General features: G+C 54.0%; 13 protein-coding genes. 10 read left to right on the top strand and 3 right to left on the bottom strand.

The features are described from left to right. Positions 1 to 6 precede the first annotated feature (6 nt). Positions 7 to 3,867, bottom strand: coding sequence for a type IX secretion system sortase PorU (gene porU / locus IPJ96_11620; GenBank protein MBK7910977.1), 3,861 nt, complete (start codon positions 3,865 to 3,867; stop codon positions 7 to 9). A gap of 286 nt (positions 3,868 to 4,153) precedes the next feature. Here porU and IPJ96_11615 point away from each other — a divergent pair, with 286 nt between their 5' ends. The 4 genes from IPJ96_11615 (at position 4,154) to IPJ96_11600 (ending at position 7,958) form a co-directional block, all read left to right on the top strand. Next, entirely contained in the window at positions 4,154 to 4,702 is a 549-nt protein-coding gene (locus tag IPJ96_11615; protein MBK7910976.1) for a PorP/SprF family type IX secretion system membrane protein, read from the top strand. Continuing rightward, a complete protein-coding gene (locus IPJ96_11610; GenBank protein MBK7910975.1) occupies positions 4,699 to 5,109 on the top strand; it encodes a type IX secretion system membrane protein PorP/SprF in 411 nt (136 codons plus the stop codon). Before IPJ96_11615 ends, IPJ96_11610 begins: the two co-directional genes overlap by 4 nt. 71 nt (positions 5,110 to 5,180) lie before the next feature. Then, positions 5,181 to 6,635 (top strand): SUMF1/EgtB/PvdO family nonheme iron enzyme, encoded by a 1,455-nt coding sequence (locus IPJ96_11605; GenBank protein ID MBK7910974.1) that lies wholly within the window; start codon positions 5,181 to 5,183, stop codon positions 6,633 to 6,635. 102 nt (positions 6,636 to 6,737) lie between these two features. Then, positions 6,738 to 7,958, top strand: a complete 1,221-nt coding sequence (locus IPJ96_11600; protein MBK7910973.1) for a hypothetical protein — start codon at positions 6,738 to 6,740, stop codon at positions 7,956 to 7,958. 5 nt (positions 7,959 to 7,963) lie between these two features. Here IPJ96_11600 and IPJ96_11595 read toward each other — a convergent pair whose 3' ends face one another. Further along, a complete protein-coding gene (locus tag IPJ96_11595; GenBank protein ID MBK7910972.1) occupies positions 7,964 to 8,503 on the bottom strand; it encodes a hypothetical protein in 540 nt (179 codons plus the stop codon). 2 nt (positions 8,504 to 8,505) lie between these two features. Beyond that, positions 8,506 to 9,891, bottom strand: coding sequence for an amino acid permease (locus IPJ96_11590; protein MBK7910971.1), 1,386 nt, complete (start codon positions 9,889 to 9,891; stop codon positions 8,506 to 8,508). Between the two features lie 91 nt (positions 9,892 to 9,982). Here IPJ96_11590 and pyrF point away from each other — a divergent pair, with 91 nt between their 5' ends. The 6 genes from pyrF to IPJ96_11560 all read left to right on the top strand — a co-directional run bounded on the left by pyrF (position 9,983) and on the right by IPJ96_11560 (position 16,571). Beyond that, positions 9,983 to 10,807 carry an orotidine-5'-phosphate decarboxylase gene (pyrF, locus tag IPJ96_11585; GenBank protein MBK7910970.1) on the top strand — a complete coding sequence of 275 codons (825 nt, stop codon included), beginning with the start codon at positions 9,983 to 9,985 and terminating at the stop codon, positions 10,805 to 10,807. A gap of 60 nt (positions 10,808 to 10,867) precedes the next feature. Continuing rightward, on the top strand, positions 10,868 to 12,166 hold the full coding sequence (locus tag IPJ96_11580; protein ID MBK7910969.1) for a DUF2851 family protein: 1,299 nt from the start codon (positions 10,868 to 10,870) through the stop codon (positions 12,164 to 12,166). Next, on the top strand, positions 12,141 to 12,368 hold the full coding sequence (locus tag IPJ96_11575; protein ID MBK7910968.1) for a PspC domain-containing protein: 228 nt from the start codon (positions 12,141 to 12,143) through the stop codon (positions 12,366 to 12,368). The genes IPJ96_11580 and IPJ96_11575 overlap by 26 nt, the downstream gene beginning before the upstream one ends. 61 nt (positions 12,369 to 12,429) lie before the next feature. After that, positions 12,430 to 14,550, top strand: a complete 2,121-nt coding sequence (locus tag IPJ96_11570; protein MBK7910967.1) for a hypothetical protein — start codon at positions 12,430 to 12,432, stop codon at positions 14,548 to 14,550. Between the two features lie 24 nt (positions 14,551 to 14,574). After that, positions 14,575 to 15,642, top strand: coding sequence for a potassium channel protein (locus IPJ96_11565; GenBank protein ID MBK7910966.1), 1,068 nt, complete (start codon positions 14,575 to 14,577; stop codon positions 15,640 to 15,642). Continuing rightward, positions 15,639 to 16,571, top strand: a complete 933-nt coding sequence (locus IPJ96_11560; GenBank protein ID MBK7910965.1) for an SDR family oxidoreductase — start codon at positions 15,639 to 15,641, stop codon at positions 16,569 to 16,571. The genes IPJ96_11565 and IPJ96_11560 overlap by 4 nt, the downstream gene beginning before the upstream one ends. Positions 16,572 to 16,574 lie beyond the last annotated feature (3 nt).

Here is a 16,574-nt window from a genome sequence, read left to right as displayed (position 1 = left end):
GGTTCCTTAACGTAAAATCACCAATTTTTCGAATTTATCCGCATAGGAACCGTCGCTTGCGCGAACCCGGAGTTTGTAAACGTAAACTCCGCGACCGATCCGGTCGCCAAAGTCGTCGAGGCCATCCCAGTGCAGGTCATCGGAACGATAACCGGTCGAGAATATTTTGCCACTGATCGTTTTTATCAGTTTACCGGAAACCGTGAATACCTGAACCTGGACATCCAGGTTGGTGTACGGCCGGTTGTGTTCGAACATGAACGTGGTTCGCGTGGTGAACGGATTGGGATAATTGAGTACGTGACTCAAAGCCAGGTCGGCCGATTCCGCCACGATGAAATCGGTACTGGATTCGCTGGAGTTGTTGTAAACGTCCCAGACCTTGAAAGTGACCGTGTGCGGACCCGGGCTCAGTTCGGAAAAGGGGTAATAGACTTTTCCGTTCTGGTAGCTGTTGAGGTCGCTTTCGAAATAGTCGTTGAGCACGTGGATCTTGTTGGTTTCGGTGCTCAACTCCGCGGTCATGTCGTGACCTATTCCGTTGCCGATGGTATTGATTCCGCTGGTGTCGCTGACGATCGCGTAGAGGTATGGATTGGCATCCGTCAGGCCGCCGCGAACGAACTTCTCGTCGTTCATGTACAACCGGATCTCCGGCCCTTTGGAATCCGCGGCAGCAAGTGAATTGTATCCGCCTACCACGATGTCGTTGTTATAGCCATGCGCGTCGGTTTGTCCGTTCTGGGCATAGTAACTGATGCGTCCGTAGCCGTATTGAAAACGAATGTCGCGCGGAACAATGAAAGTGAAGGAGAAAGTGCCGTTCGTCACGCTGACCTTCCCGCGGAAGATCACGTTCTTTCTCAACTGGAACGGAGCGGGGAAACTGGGGTCGTTCGTTACGTTGATGTCGTTGCCCAGCGTGTAGATCGTTTCCGTCTTGTCGTAAACGGTCGGGTAGAGTGTGCCATTAAACGAGGTAAGCCGACTTCCATTGAGTCCACGCACTTCTCCGGTGACCGTGATCCGGCTAAGGGCTTTCAGGGTGTCGGTAGGCAGGTTGGCGGGAACGCCGTTGATCGTACTCGTAACTACCTCGTACTGCGGATACGCCATGCGCAGGGCCGGATCGCCGATGAGGAGGAAGTTGCGCACATAAGGATCCGTGTAAACGTCGATCTTGGTTTGCTCAAACACTTCGCCCATCGTCGGCATGCGTCCGTTGATCGGCGTGAATACATGGGTAAAGAATCGCTGGCACAGGTTGTTGTTGGAACTGGAGAAGGCGAGCCGGGAGGTCGTGAACAGACAAATGCCGCCGCCGTTCGGGTTCAGCATGACCAATTCGCCGGCTGAGGTGCGCGACGGATCGTCGACCCTGGTGAATTCGCAGGTCGCAGTAAGGAAGGCGGCCTGCTTGTTGAAGTTGGTCCACCCGTTGATATCGGAAACTTCCAGGATGCGTTCGTGCGCCCAGCCGACTTCACCACCATGACCGATATAGGTCAGCAACAGCGTGCCGCGTTGCACCCGGTCAATGATCGCCTGCTGGGCATCCGGATAACGCTGACCTCCCGGTGTCGAGATCTGGTTGTAGGCGTCCAGATAAATCTTGTCGATGTTGTAAACCGGTTCGTTGCGATCGTTACGAACGGCGAGGGTATCCGACTGCTTGAAATGCGTATTGCTGTCCTGGTCGTCCCCGACAAAGGTGATCGTGTTGCGCCAGTCGCCAAGGACTATTGCCGGATCGTCGCCACCGCCATACCGGAGGATCTTGTTCAGCATCGCTTCCGCTTCCGTCGCGGTACGCACGGGCAACCTGCCCACGGCCATGTCAACGATCTCGCCGCTGGTCCAGTCTCCTTCCGTGTCATCCAGAAGACCGAAGAAGTCATCCGACATGTACGTCTGGGTCTGGTTGAGCGAACCGGCCGACTGGTAACTCGTAACGATGTTGCTGTTGTTGGTGATCCGGTACTTCATGTCGTACGAAGCGTCTCCGTATAATAAGAGATACCGGGGCATGTCAGCCGGACTCGTTGCGCGGTCATAAAACATCTTCATGAAGTCACGGATCGCGGATACGTCCTGTGCTCCGGAGGAAAACTCGTTGAAGATCTGACGAGGGGTTACGACATGGACAACCAATCCGTCGTGGGATCGGTGATAATCGGCGAGTTTGTCGGCTGTCGACAAGAACCCTTCCGGAGCGACGATGATCATGCCGGCCTGAGGCAAGGCATGCAGGTTCTGGTTCGCGATACCGCCTGCCTTGACGGGTACCAGGTAATTGACGCCGTCCAGCAACTGGAATTCCTTCAGGACGGATGTTTCGGTAGTGAAGAGAATCTGATTACCCAGAAAACGGTGATCCTGGATCGCGACATTGAGCGGATCCGTAATGTCCCAGACCTGGTGAGAATTCGTGACAGATGTGAGGTTGAATTCAGTGATGTTGCCGGTGCCGACAGACCGGACATCCCGGAAGCCCATTTGCGTTCCACGACCGGTTGCCGTGAGTTGGCAGCGGGCGTTCATCTCCAGATAGTTCACCCAACCGAGCGCATTGGGGTCCGAAGAGCTGAAGGAGATGGAAGCGGAGATAGTAGAGGAGGAGGGAAGGAAAGCTTGATTGAAGGAGATCGGCAATGCGTAATTATCCTGCGGACTGGTGCCCACGTTATTGAAGTACGTCACAATTGGACTTATCCCGGATAGCGAAGCGGATACCCGGTTGGTGGTACTGCTGCCGTTCACCGCCCGGGCGATCATGTTTGCCCGGAACGTTGCCTGCTCGGAGGTGACGAGGTTCGGGAATGAAAAGTTGTAGGAACGGCTGCTGTTAAGATTATCCAGGCTCTCGCCGTACCATTCACGTCCCGACTTGAGCAGGTTCACCAGTTCTGACTCGATGAACTGATAATCGTTATAGGTGGAAACGGTCTGGTTAGGGGTTCCCGATGCTTCCGCGAGGTGCTGGATCCGTTTGCCGGAACCAAGGTCCGTCGTGATAAAGTAATACGTCGAATCCGAATATCCGTTCAACTGGTGGCTAAAGGTTTCACCGGTCCCATCATACTTCCAGCGTGTCTGAGCAGTGGCGAAGAAGAGGACGAAATCGGTATTGTCAAAAACTCCGTCATTCTCACCTTGCACCAGAATAGCATTTTCCTGTAAGTCGTCGTATCGGAACTTGGAGTTGTTGAAGGGTAGCTGACCGCCGCCGTTCCCATAGATTCTCAGCCGGCGCGGGTCGATGTTATCCACGTCGATGCCAAGGTCTTTTAGGAACTGATAGGTCATCTTGTGTACACCCTGTTGCGTGGTGGCGATGCGGAACCAGCTCCCGCTTGCGAGTACGCTATTGGTCGAATAGGTGCGCAACGCGGTGCGCTGCGTATTTACCGAGGGCGTCACTTGCAATTGGAAGCGGACCAGGCGCTCGTAACCGGAACCCGACTTGCGAATCGGTACTACGCGCACGGTGGCTACCGGCTGCTTCTTTCGGAATCCGATCAGCGTACTTACCTCGAATTCCGATTTGATCGCAGCATCGGCCGGCAGAAGGCTGATGTCCTGAACGGGTTCGGTTTGCACGGCCACGATGGAAGCAGTGCAGGAATTGTATCCGGCCGGAAGTTCCACTCGCTCTACGTATTCCGGCAGCATGGATTCGTTCATATGACATCCTTCAAAGTGGAGGGATCGGAAAAACGAATCTTCACTGGTTTGTTTTTGGAAAGGTGCAGTCCATTGAAGTGATCGGGTCGAGCTGCTCTTTTTATCCTGCTGTGCGGAGGCGGGAGCAAGCCGGCATGCCAGTAAAACCAGGAGCAGGCAAGTACGGGAGAAGAAAGTGGGCATAGGAAGGGTGTGTCGACCGGATCGTCTCAAAACGTGGTCCGGCTTACAATATTGTAATCAACAAATTTATCCCAATTTGGTTGCCGGAGAAAGCATCAGATCAGCAGGAATGAGGATGTCGGTAATTGGTTGAATTATTCCGTCAGATTCGTAGTTGATCCGTTTAAAATTATTAAAATTGTACAAAATCTTACGGTACGTATTAGTGCGCACGGTTGAACGATCTGGCCGCTTGAAACCATGTATCTTTCAGGCCGTATGATGCGCTAATACACTCTGACCAACTATGCAGCTCCGCAAGGTCCTGTCTTTCTTTTTCGTCCTGATTTCAGGGGCAGCAATGGCTCAGGATCCGCAATTCACGCAATTCTATGCCAATCCGCTGTACCTGAATCCGGCATTTGCCGGTGCTCAGCGCTGTCCGCGGGTTTGCCTCAATTACCGTAACCAATGGCCGGCCTTGACCGGTACGTTCGTTACCTACACGGCGTCCTACGACCAGCATGTTGATCCGATCGGTGGATTGGGCTTGTTGGTGTTGCAGGACAAAGCCGGCGAATCAACCCTGACAACCACGAATGTTTCCGGTATCTATTCCTACCAGCTCAATGTCACCCGCGAATTCTCGATTCGCCTGGGACTGCAAGGCACATACGCGCAGAAGCGCGTGGATTGGAATAAACTGACGTTCGGTGATATGATCGACCCGCGTTATGGGTTCATTTATGAGACGCAGGAACAGCGCCCGAACGAAACAAGGAATTTCTGGGATTTTTCCAGTGGTATCGTAGCCTACAGTAATCGGTATTATGGGGAGTGGCCGTTCACCACATGACGGAACCCCAGGAATTCTTCATCACCGAAGCTCCCGGTTCCAAATTACCGATGAAGATCACCGCCCATGCCGGTGCGATCATCCCGATCGCCGGTAACCGCGATGGCACTACGTACATATCGCCGAATTTCCTGTACCAGAAACAACGCGACTTCCAGCAGTATAATGTCGGATTCTACATAGCCAAAGCACCGCTGGTTGGCGGACTCTGGTATCGTGGAAGCGACTCCTTCATTGCCTTGGTGGGATTGCAGCAGGGGATCTTCAAATTCGGATACAGTTATGATGTGACCACCTCGAAGCTCTACAATGCTTCAGCCGGTTCTCACGAAATTTCCCTGGGTTTGCAGTTCGGCTGTCACCCCAAAAAGAAGCGGTTCCGGACCATCAAATGTCCGGCCTTCTGATTGCCTTAAATCGAAGAAAATAAATACTTTTGGCGCTCGTTAGAGCACCATCTATTCAAACCAAAAAGCGGATGAAAAACCTCATTCGGAGTTCAATCGGCCTCGTCGCGGGAGCCCTTCTACTGACTTCCTGCGGAAAGGAGAAATCCTCCGTTACCGGTTGGAATTACAACGACCCCAAAAATGGTGGTTTCGAAGTGGTTCCCTACGATGAGCAGGAAACCGGACCGGGACTGGTTCTGGTGGAGGGCGGTACCTTCACCATGGGCCGTACGGAACAGGATGTCACGATCGACTGGAACAACATTCCTCGTCGCGTTACGGTCAGTTCCTTCTACATGGACGAAACAGAGGTGGCCAACATCCACTACCTGGAGTACCTGTATTGGACTTCCCGCGTATTCTCTGCCGACTATCCCGAAGTTTACAAGAAGGCGCTTCCCGATACGCTGGTTTGGCGCGATAAAGTGGGTTACAACGAACCCATGATCGAGCTCTACCTGCGTCACCCGGCCTATCAGCAGTATCCGGTGGTTGGTGTCAATTGGCTGCAAGCCAATGACTTCTGTAACTGGCGTACCGACCGGGTCAACGAACAGATCCTGATCCGCGAAGGTATTTTGCGTGTCAACCCGAACCAGATCAACGAAGACAACTTCAACTCTGACTCTTATCTGGCCGGTCAATACGAAGGTTTGGTGAAGTCCGATCTGATGGACCTCAATCCCAGCTCCGGTTCCAATGGTACCCGTAAGGTCCGCATGGAAGACGGTATTCTGCTTCCCCGCTACCGCCTCCCCACCGAGGCGGAGTGGGAATACGCCGCTTTGTCGCAAATCGGCAACACGGTATATGAGCGTGTAACGGATCGTCGCCAGTATCCCTGGAACGGACACATCGTGCGTAATAAGGACGAGAAGTACAAAGGCCAGATGATGGCCAACTACAAGCGCGGTCGCGGTGACCAGATGGGTACCGCCGGCTTCCTGAATGATAACGCGGACCGTCCGGCTCCTGTACAATCCTACTGGCCCAACGACTTTGGCCTGTACTGCATGGCCGGTAACGTGAATGAGTGGGTGATGGACGTATATCGTCCGCTTTCGCCGGAAGACAAGGCCGACTTCAACCCGTATCGTGGTAACGTGTTCAAGACACAGATCCGCGATGAGGAAGGAACGATTGTGGAGAAGGACAGCCTGGGCCGTGTTCCCATGCGCGATGTTACGGAAGAAGAAAACGTTGACCGTCGCAACTATACCAAAGCCGACAACATCAACTACCTCGATGCGGATGAGGCGGAGTATATCAAGTACGACTACGGCGCTACCAGTATGGTGAATGACAAGGCCCGCGTTTACAAAGGCGGCTCTTGGAAAGATCGCGCTTACTGGATGTCGCCCGGTACCCGCCGATTCCTCGACGAGAATCAGTCCACCGACGACATCGGCTTCCGCTGCGCCATGGTGCGCGTAGGCAGCCCGGTCGGATTAGGCGCCAAGCCGAAAACGAAACTGAAGCGATAAGAAATCGAAGCAAAGAACCCCGCCAATCCGCGGGGTTCTTTATTTTTGTTCGCCGGGTAAATCGCCAAGTCCAGGCCGCCCAGAGCTTCCGCGCTTCCCACGATGTACAAGCTTCATCCTTCGACCATAGCGCTGGGTCTTTTCTTATATGCTATCTATTTTGTTCTTGTTCCCGACTGCGGCCACGTCTACGATAATCAGTGCTGGTCAGATTGGGCCGCTTACTACCTTGAAAAAGGGTTTCGGCACAGTTATGAGTCGGGTACCAATTACTTTCCGGGACACCTATATCAGTTAAAACTCTTCTCGCTGTTCTTTGACAGCAAAGAGGACCTGGCTGCTCACATTTATCAGCTCAAGAGAATCACCTTGTTGGGTGACCTTGTTGGTGCCTTCCTGCTGGCGTCGTGTGCGCGCGTGCGCTGGCAGCAACATGCTTTGTTGTTGGTGCTCTTACTGAATCCGGCCTTCCTGCACAACACCCTGGTGTGGGGGCAATTCGATACGGTCTTTTCCGCCCTTGTCTTCGGATCATTCATTTTCCTGCATAAAAGGCGATATCTGCTTTCGGCCATCAGCTACCTGTTGGCGCTGAACTTCAAGTTCCAGGCGATCCTGTTCCTGCCGGCCATGGTGTTGCTTTTTGTCTACGCGTCCGGATTAAAACCGGATTTGAGAAAAATGCTGCGCGGCCTGGCCATCCTGGTGGCGATGCAACTGGTGATCCTGGCTCCGTTCATCGTGTCGAAAAGTATGGGGCGACTATGGGAAGTGGTCGATTCCCTGGGTGGCCGCTACTCCTATCTTTCGCTGTATGCCGATAACTTCTGGTACCTCAGCATGAGCGGGAACCTGCGGCTGACCGGTGACTTCAATACCTGGATGGGATTGAATTACAAGACCTGGGGGCTGATCATGACGGCTGCGACCTTGCTGCTGGTTTTCTTCCCACTGCTATTGGTGCTCTATAAGCGCTGGAAAGGCCAGATGGTGACGTATGATCTGGAAGATGCAGCCGGTTTGCTCGGCTTGTCGGTTCTTGCATTTTTCTTCTTCAGCACGCAGATGCACGAACGCTATACGTTTCCAGCCTTCTACTTCATCGCCTTCATCGCGCTTCAGTCCCGGTGGTGGTGGCTGTTCGGAGTCTTTTCCATGGCCTACCTGCTGAACAACGAACGTGCATTGCCACACTTTCTAAACGGAGTACCCACGATCCTGTCGAGTCCCCCTGCCGTGGCAGTGCTGTACCTGATCGTACTGGTCAGCGTACTCGTGCGCTTGTGGATGCCGAAAAAATCAGCGGTGCGTACCGGGTTTTGACGAGTTCAGCGATGGATGAGTTCGCGTTGGAATTCCAGGGTGACATCGTCCATGTATGATTTCCTGCAATTGAGGGACGCAAGATAAAAACGCAGCACCTGGTGGGGCCCCGGTAGGGTAGGGAAGTCGAGCGTCAATTGTACTTTACCCCAACTGTTGAACTCCCGGAAGTCTGTTCCAAGGATGACTTGTTCGGAAAGCACGCGTTCGGGTTCGCCGCTCCGCATATCCACCACCTCGAGAACGACCTGTCCGCTGGTATCGTTCGAAGGATTGAAGACCCAGGCAGTAGCCTTTACGCCCGTGTAATGATGAAAGCGAACTTCGTTGAAGTGCATGGTGAATGACTCACTGACCGGGTGAGCGCTGTCCGCGTACGTCGCATACATTCCGCTACGCCATTGATTGGATGAAATCACGGCATCTTTTTTCCAATGATTGAGGTTGTCGAAATTCTCCTCATACCAACCGTTCTCCGGTGAGTGATCGGTCCAGGCACAAGAAGAAACAACGCAGGCGAGGGTGAAACCGAACAGGATGCGCATGGTCAGGAAAGGCGGCCGTTTTTCTGCTGTTTGTTTTGGAGAAAGGCATAAACAGGAATGCCCAGCAAGATGATGACCAGGCCATAGAGGCTGGCGGAGGTCTGATAGATCAGCATGTCCAGGGCCACCAGCGCGGCCAGCAGGATATAGATCGCGGGTAACACGGGATAACCGAAGGCCTTATACGGTCGTTCCATTTCCGGCCGTTTCTTACGGAGCACGAACAAGCCGGCAATGGTCAGCACGTAGAAAAGCATCACGGCGAACATGATATAATTGAGCAGATCACCATACGTTCCCGAAAAACACAACAGACATGCCCAGAGGCATTGGATGGCCAGGCTGTTCGCCGGTACATGATTCTTATTCAATTTGGCGGCGCTGGGAAAGAAGTAGCCGTCGCGTGCCATCGCGTAATAAACACGACCTGCCGTGAAGATGATACCGTTCAGGCAGCCGAAGGTCGAGACCATGATCATCGCGGCCATGAAGTACTTGCCATTTTCCCCAAGAATGGTTTCAAAGAGCAGCGTCCCTACCCGGTCGTTGTCCGCAGTCTGGATCTTCTCCATGGGCAAAACGTAGATGTAGGCCATGTTTGCCAGGAAGTAGAGCACCAACACGATGCTGGTGCCAAGAAATAGCGAGAGCGGCAGGTTACGCTGCGGACGATCCACTTCTCCCGCCGTGTAGGTGATGTTGTTCCATGCGTCCGCCGAAAAAAGCGAGCCGGTCATGGCGGCACCGAAAACGCCGATTGTCGCCAAGGTCATGACATCCGGAAAAGCAGGGCTGAAATTTGACCAGTCGCCGAGTCCTTTCATGCCAAAGTAGAAGCCGAGTACAACCAGCAGGATGAGTGCGGCAACTTTGGAGACAGTAAAGATGTTTTGAAGAAAAGCACCGGATTTCACTTCTCTGAAATTGTAGAGCGTCAGCAATACGATGACGCCCACTGCCAGGAGTTGTTGGGTATTGATCGCGAAGTTGCCCATCGCGAACACCAATCGTTCTGGACCGATTTCCGGAAAGAATACACCGGTGAATTTGGCGAAGGCGACACCTACTGCTGCTATGGTTCCCGTCTGAATAACGGAAAACAGGGTCCAGCCATAGAGGAACCCGTACAGTGGTCCGAAAGCTTCTTTAAGGTAGATGTACTGCCCGCCGGCCTTAGGCATGGCTGCAGCCAACTCGCCGTAACTGAGGGCGCCCAGGATGGTGATGACAGCCGTGACCGCCCAGGCCAGGAGTAACATGCCGGGGTAGTGCACTTGTCGGGAGATCTCGGCCGATACGATGAAAATTCCGGAGCCGATCATCGAACCGGTGATGATGGCGGTGGAGTCGAAGAGGGAGAGTTTGCGGTGGTTGGGAGGTGAGGCCATAAGCGTTGGAAAGGTAAGCGGTTTTTCGATTGGATGAATTCGCTGCACGGTTTCGACAATACATCCCGCCGGCATTCCGTACTTTTACGGCGTGACACGCCAGGAACTGACCCGATTGATTCGCGCCAAGCGATCCTACCTGTGCATTGGGCTCGATACGGATATCCGCAAACTGCCGAAGCATTTGCTAAAGGCGGAGGATCCCGTATTCGAATTCAACCGTCAAATCATTGAAGCGACCGCAGACTTGTGTGTCGCCTATAAGCCCAACATCGCTTTCTACGAAGCGGAAGGTCCGTCCGGATGGGTGAGTCTGGAGCGTACGCTTGCCGCGATTCCCAAAGATTGTTTCACCATAGCGGATGCTAAACGAGGTGATATCGGGAATACCTCCAGCTTATATGCCCGGACATTTTTCGAACGCTATGCTTTCGATTCAGTCACCGTTGCCCCCTACATGGGAAAAGATTCAGTCACTCCGTTTCTGGAGTTTCCGGGGAAGTGGGTGATCCTGCTTGGACTGACGAGCAATGCCGGAAGCCTGGATTTCCAGATGCTCGATGTCGCCTTGCCCGGACACGCGGCCGGAGAACAACTTTTCGAACACGTCCTGCACACATCCCAACGCTGGTCCGGACCCGATTCCATGATGTACGTGATCGGTGCAACACATCCGGAGTTGTTTACACGTGTTCGTAAGATTGTACCGGATCATTTTCTCCTTGTTCCCGGAGTGGGCGCACAGGGGGGTGACCTCGAGGCCATTTCGAAAGCGGGCATGAACGACCAGGTGGGTTTGCTCGTGAACAGTTCCAGGCAAATCATCTACGCTTCCTCTGGCGAAGACTTCGCCGAAGCGGCAAGAAAAGAGGCAATGGCATTGCAACAGGAGATGTCCCGATTGCTCGAAGCTTGAGTTTCCCGCATTTATTGAGAGTGAATTAATGTTCTGCCGATTTGCTTTGCAGTCGGTCCCATGAACGAACGATTCCTCCACCACGTCTGGTCACAACGCGTTTTCCAGTTCGAGCCACTGCTAACCAAATCGGGCGAGCCCTTGCAGATTCTGCAGACAGGCCTCTACAATCATGATGCAGGTCCCGATTTCTTCAATGCCCGTTTACGTATCGGTGGGGCCGAATGGGCGGGAAACGTAGAGATTCACCTGCGTTCCTCCGACTGGAATCGCCATGGTCACCAATTCGACCCGTTATACGGCAATTGCATTCTGCATGCCGTTGCCGTGCACGATGCGGAGGTGTTTGATGTGCATGGCCGAATGCTGCCGACATTCGTATTCCCGGAATCAGCGTTGGCCGCCTGGTGGGGACAATATGAACTACTGGTGCAACGGCCGTCAGCTATCGCGTGCACCGACCGGCTCCCATTCGTGCCCCCGCACCTTTGGAGTTCCTGGATCGATCGCATGTTGATGGAGCGACTCGAAGAGCGTGTCAGAAGAGTCGATCAACAGTTGCATGTTTCACGGGGCGACTGGGAAGACGCGATCTTTCGTGCGGTCAGCCGCGCGATGGGTTTTGCTGTCAATGCCGATCCGATGGAACGTGTTGCGGCTTCCCTGCCGCTGAAAGTTCTCCTTAAAACAGCACAACGGAGGGATTCGTTGGAAGCCTTGCTCTTCGGACAATCCGGCTTGTTGCAGGCGCCGGCTCCGGATGAGTATAGCTCAGTTTTGCTGGAGGAGTATCGATTCCAGCGGCATAAACTGGGAATTGAGCCGATACCACTGCCCGGATGGAAATTTCTTCGGATGCGACCGCGAAATTTCCCCACGATTCGGCTGGCGCAACTCGCATCCCTGATTCAAACCGCTTTTCCCTTGCTCCAGCGTTGCCTAGAAGAACATGAACTCAAGTCACTCTTATCGAGGTTTCGGGTAAACGTTTCGCCCTATTGGCACAATCACTACCGGTTCGGGGTGCCAACCAAATTTGAGGAAAAGTGGCTGGGCGATGATGCAATACGGATTTTGTTGTTGAACACAGTCGTTCCTTTCGTCTTTGCCAGAGGAAAAGCTGAGGGCAACTCATACTGGCAGGAGAAGGCGCTGCGCTGGCTCTGCGAATTGCCTTCTGAAAAAAGCCTGCCGCTGCGCGAATGGAGGACAGCCGGAGTAAAGCCGCAGCATGCAGGCGACGGACAGGCCTTGTTGCACCTGCTTCGGAACTACTGTACGCCTAAAAAATGTTTATCTTGCAGCATCGGCAACCACTTGATCCATTCTTCCGATGAAGCTCTTCGAATCGATCCGTGACCGTTGGGAACGTCAGGCATTCGGCGTATGTTCCTGGTTGGGCGAGCGGCTGAATATGCAGACCGCATCGATCCGGTTGTTTTTTATCTACGCCAGTTTTCTGGCGGTCGGCTCTCCGGTCATCTTATACATGATTCTAGCTTTCTGGATCAAAATGAAGAACTATGTCTTCAACAGGCGTACCTCGGTCTGGGATCTTTGAAAGCTTCCGGCAGCCGGTCGGCGTCTCCAGGTGCCTGACCGTTGTGCTGATTACCCTTCACTTGCTTCTTGAACTTCGGGCCCAGGCACAGGATTGGCGCGCGCTGGGACCTTCCACGTTTCCGGAATTCCCCGGTAAGTCGGATTTCTTTCTGAAGAATGCGCGCGGCATCGGCAGGGCGGGAGCAGTTCGGTTCCTGAAGCAAGCCGATGGAGCGCTGATACGGATCCTGCTCACACCGTATGGCGGTATGTGGAAATGGAATCAGGAAATGTTGATCTGGGAAGTGATCACCAGCTCTGATTTGCTGGAGGGCGGTGTGGCCGATTTGCAACAGCATCCTAAGAATTTGTCAAAGTGGTACGCGGTCGCAGGCGATGCTGATTGCATACTTGATCACAACGGTCCGGCCTTATGGGCGGAGCATTGTGTGTCCAGTGGATTGTTTCGGTCCGAAGATGCAGGACGAAGTTGGGAAGGCCCGATCGGAAATTGGATACGGCCGGATGGAAGTGTGGATACCAATTTCTGGACAGCGCCATCGGGAAAGGTTGCCCGCCGGTTGATCATCGACCCGAAACGCCCGGCCAGGATGTGCCTGGTCTTGCACACGTATGATTATTCCGAAAGGCGTTATACCGGCTATGTGTACCGGTCACTCGACGCAGGTGCCAATTGGTATCCGGTTTTGCAAGATACGCTCGGCAGATTGAAGGAACTGGAGTACGACCAACGTGCAGGAGTCTTGTATGCCGCCGGCTCCGCGCTCTACCGTTCGCTCGATTTCGGAAGTCATTGGACGCTGCTTGATCACAGCGGTCTGCCTGCCGCGAAGACGGTTTCGAGAATGGAATTGTCGGTAGGCGTTGGCCGTTCCGGAATGGTGGATCTGCTCGTTGTCAATGATTCCTTGCGGACCAATCAGATCTTCAGGTCGCTTGACAAAGGTTGTTCCTTCTCCTTGCTGGGCAATGGCGCAGCCTCGCCTCCCTGGCGGACTGCTCTGGCAGTACATCCGGAGGATCCGGAACTGATTTTCTTTAGTGCCGGTAATAAGGTCAACCGACTTGTCCGATCGGCAACCACCTGGCGTGCCGTCTATGCCGGCGGAGATCTGCACGATGATGTGCATGAGCTGATGTTCGATCCTCAGGGGAAATATCTGCTCGCTTCGACGGACGGCGGCTTGTACGCGACAACCGATAGCGGGAAAACGTGGTCCAAAGCTTCCGAAAGCGTTTCAATGGCGGAATGCTGGGATGTGGCCATTGCTCCGGACACTTCCCTACGTGTTCTTTCGGGTCTGCAGGACTGTGGTACCGTTTTGTACCGGTCCGATACGCTCGGTGGCGCCTGGTTCATTGTGCGTGGTGGTGACGGTATGGGAGTAGAGTTCGATGCGGAAAATGATTCGGTAGCCTATCATGCCGATGGAAACAACACGATCGTAGGGCGATCCGGGAATGGTGGCATCACCTGGAATACCTGCACGCCAAAAGGTTCCGGCCGGGGGTATTACCTCACCGCGCTTGCCGCTCATCCGGTTTATCCGGATTTGGTCCTGTCCGGTTTTCATGATCTCTTTATCAGTCGCGATGAGGGGCGATCCTGGACGCGACACCGGGTCGATTCCACACTGGATCCCGGTCTGACCATGACCGCCGTTGCCTGGGCACCTTCGGATAGCCTTACCATCTATGTCGCATTTGAAAATCCGGTATGGTCGGACCGATTGAAGCAACGCTTGTACAAGTCAACCGACGGCGGTGACACGTGGGTCGATATTACCTCCGGATTGCAGTCGGTAGCTTGGATGTCGATTACCAGCCTGGCTGTTCATCCTGACCATGCTGAATGGATCACCGTAGGTTTCCGGGGTGGGGCAAAGGGTAAGGTCATGCAGAACCGAAGCGGTGGTGTTGCTCAGCGTTGGCAAACGGTCGTGGAAGGATTGTCCGGCAGCAATGATGTTTATGCGCTGACGTACGATTGGGATGCCCACCGCACCCTCTATGCCGGCACCCGTCGCGGCGTTTGGCATCTGCAGGATAATCGCTGGTCGGATTGGTCGGGCGGCTTACCGGCTTGTATGATTAGTGGCCTGGCGATCCGGAAATCGGACGGCTTGCTGGTTGCCGGAACACACGGCTGGGGAGTCTGGATGGGTCATACACATCGTTGAAAAAATGACCGGCGTCACCAAGGGATGTCCGGCCCCGGAATTAACTTTGACACGTATCCCGTACGTGTGAGCCTGCTCCATTCCAACTTCCATTATTTCAGGAAACTGTACATAGCCCTCGGCCTGGTCGTTTTTGTGCTGCTGTTGGGGGTTGCCGGCTACATGTTGCTGGAAGACTACAACTTCCTCGACGCCGTATTCATGACCGTCATCACCGTGGCGACGGTGGGATACCGGGAGGTGCGGGAGCTGGATACGGATGGGAAGATCTTCACAGTCTTCCTGATCATCTTCAGTATCGGCGCTTTTGCCTACGCAGTATCGGTGATCACCCGGTACGTGATCGAAGGAGAATTCCAATTGTACTTCAAACATTATCGCGTGAACAAGGAAATCAAGCAACTCACCGATCACGTCATCGTGTGCGGTTACGGCCGGAATGGCCGCCAGGCCTGCGAACAGCTCCGGTCCGGGAACATCCCGTTCGTCGCCATCGAGTCCAATCCGGCGATCATCGCGCAGATGCAGGAAGAGGACAATATCCTGTTCCTCGAGGGTGACGCGACGAAAGACGAAGTATTGCTGGATGCTGGCCTGGATCGTGCCAAGGCTCTGATCGCCGCCCTGCCTTCGGACGCTTCCAATGTCTTCGTGGTGCTGACAGCACGGGACCGGAATGCCCGACTGAAGATTATCAGCCGCGCTTCGGAGGATGGCTCTGAACACAAGCTGAAGCGTGCCGGAGCGGACAACGTGATCATGCCCGACAAAATCGGCGGTACACACATGGCGGCCCTGATCACCAAGCCGGACGTATTGGAGTTCATCGACCACATCACAGGAAGGATCAACATCCGGCTGGAGGAGATCATGTGCCGCGATTTGCCGGAGCGCATGCGGAACAAGACGATCCGTGAACTGGAGATACGAAACAAGACCGGCGCGAACATCATCGGAATGAAAACACGCGATGGCGAGTATCTCATCAACCCTGATCCCGCTACCCCCATGCTCCCCGATACCAAATTGTTCGTACTCGGTACGCAGGAACAAGTGATGCAGTTCCGGGAGATCATCCGACAATCCTTATGAGTAATTCCACGACGATACTGATCACCGGCAGCAACGGCCTGCTTGGACAAAAGATCGTTTACGGCTTGATCGGCAGGGACAACATTCGTTGTGTTGCAAGTTCCCGCGGTGAGAACCGCTTAATGAGGAAAGACGGATACGAATATGTCTCCCTCGACATTACGGATCCTGACCAGGTCAGGTCGGTCATGGAGCGCTATCGGCCAGATGCGGTGATCCACACCGCCGCGCTCACCAACGTCGATGCCTGCGAGAGCAGGAGGGAAGAAGCCGTGCTGATGAATGTGACGGCGACCGAGTACCTCGTGCATGCATGTAATGAGCACGGATCGCACCTGGTTCACCTTTCGACTGATTTCGTTTTCGACGGGGCAAACGGTCCCTACATCGAATCGGATCAGCCGAACCCCTTGAGTCATTATGCCGCTACCAAACTGGAATCGGAGCGGGTGGTCATGGCGACGGCGCGATCCTGGGCGATTCTCCGCACGATCATCATTTACGGAGTGGTCGACGACAACAGCCGCTCCAATGTCGTGCTGTGGACCCTGAACTCACTGAAGGCCGGTAAATCCATCAATGCGATCAATGACCAGTTCCGCTCTCCCACCTTGGCGGAAGACCTCGCCGATGCCTGCATCGAAGCAGCGGTCAGGCGCGCCAACGGGATCTATCATGTCTCCGGTCGTGAACTCATGTGCATTCTCGACATGGTGAAGATCGTGGCGGATTATTTCCAACTGGACGCTTCGCTGATCCGATCCGTCAGTTCCGATGAGTTGAACCAACCTGCACGGAGACCACCGGTGACCGGTTTCATCATCGGAAAGGCCGAACGTGAATTGGGCTTTCGTCCGCGTTCATTCCTGGAAGGACTCGAGGTTGTGAAGAAACAGCTTATAATGGTTGGCGCATTGCCGGGGGAGTAGCTT

It is taken from the genome of Bacteroidota bacterium (assembly GCA_016713765.1).
Lineage (GTDB): Bacteria > Bacteroidota > Bacteroidia > AKYH767-A > 2013-40CM-41-45 > Pollutiaquabacter > Pollutiaquabacter aromativorans.
This window is presented reverse-complemented; position numbering and strand designations above follow the sequence as displayed.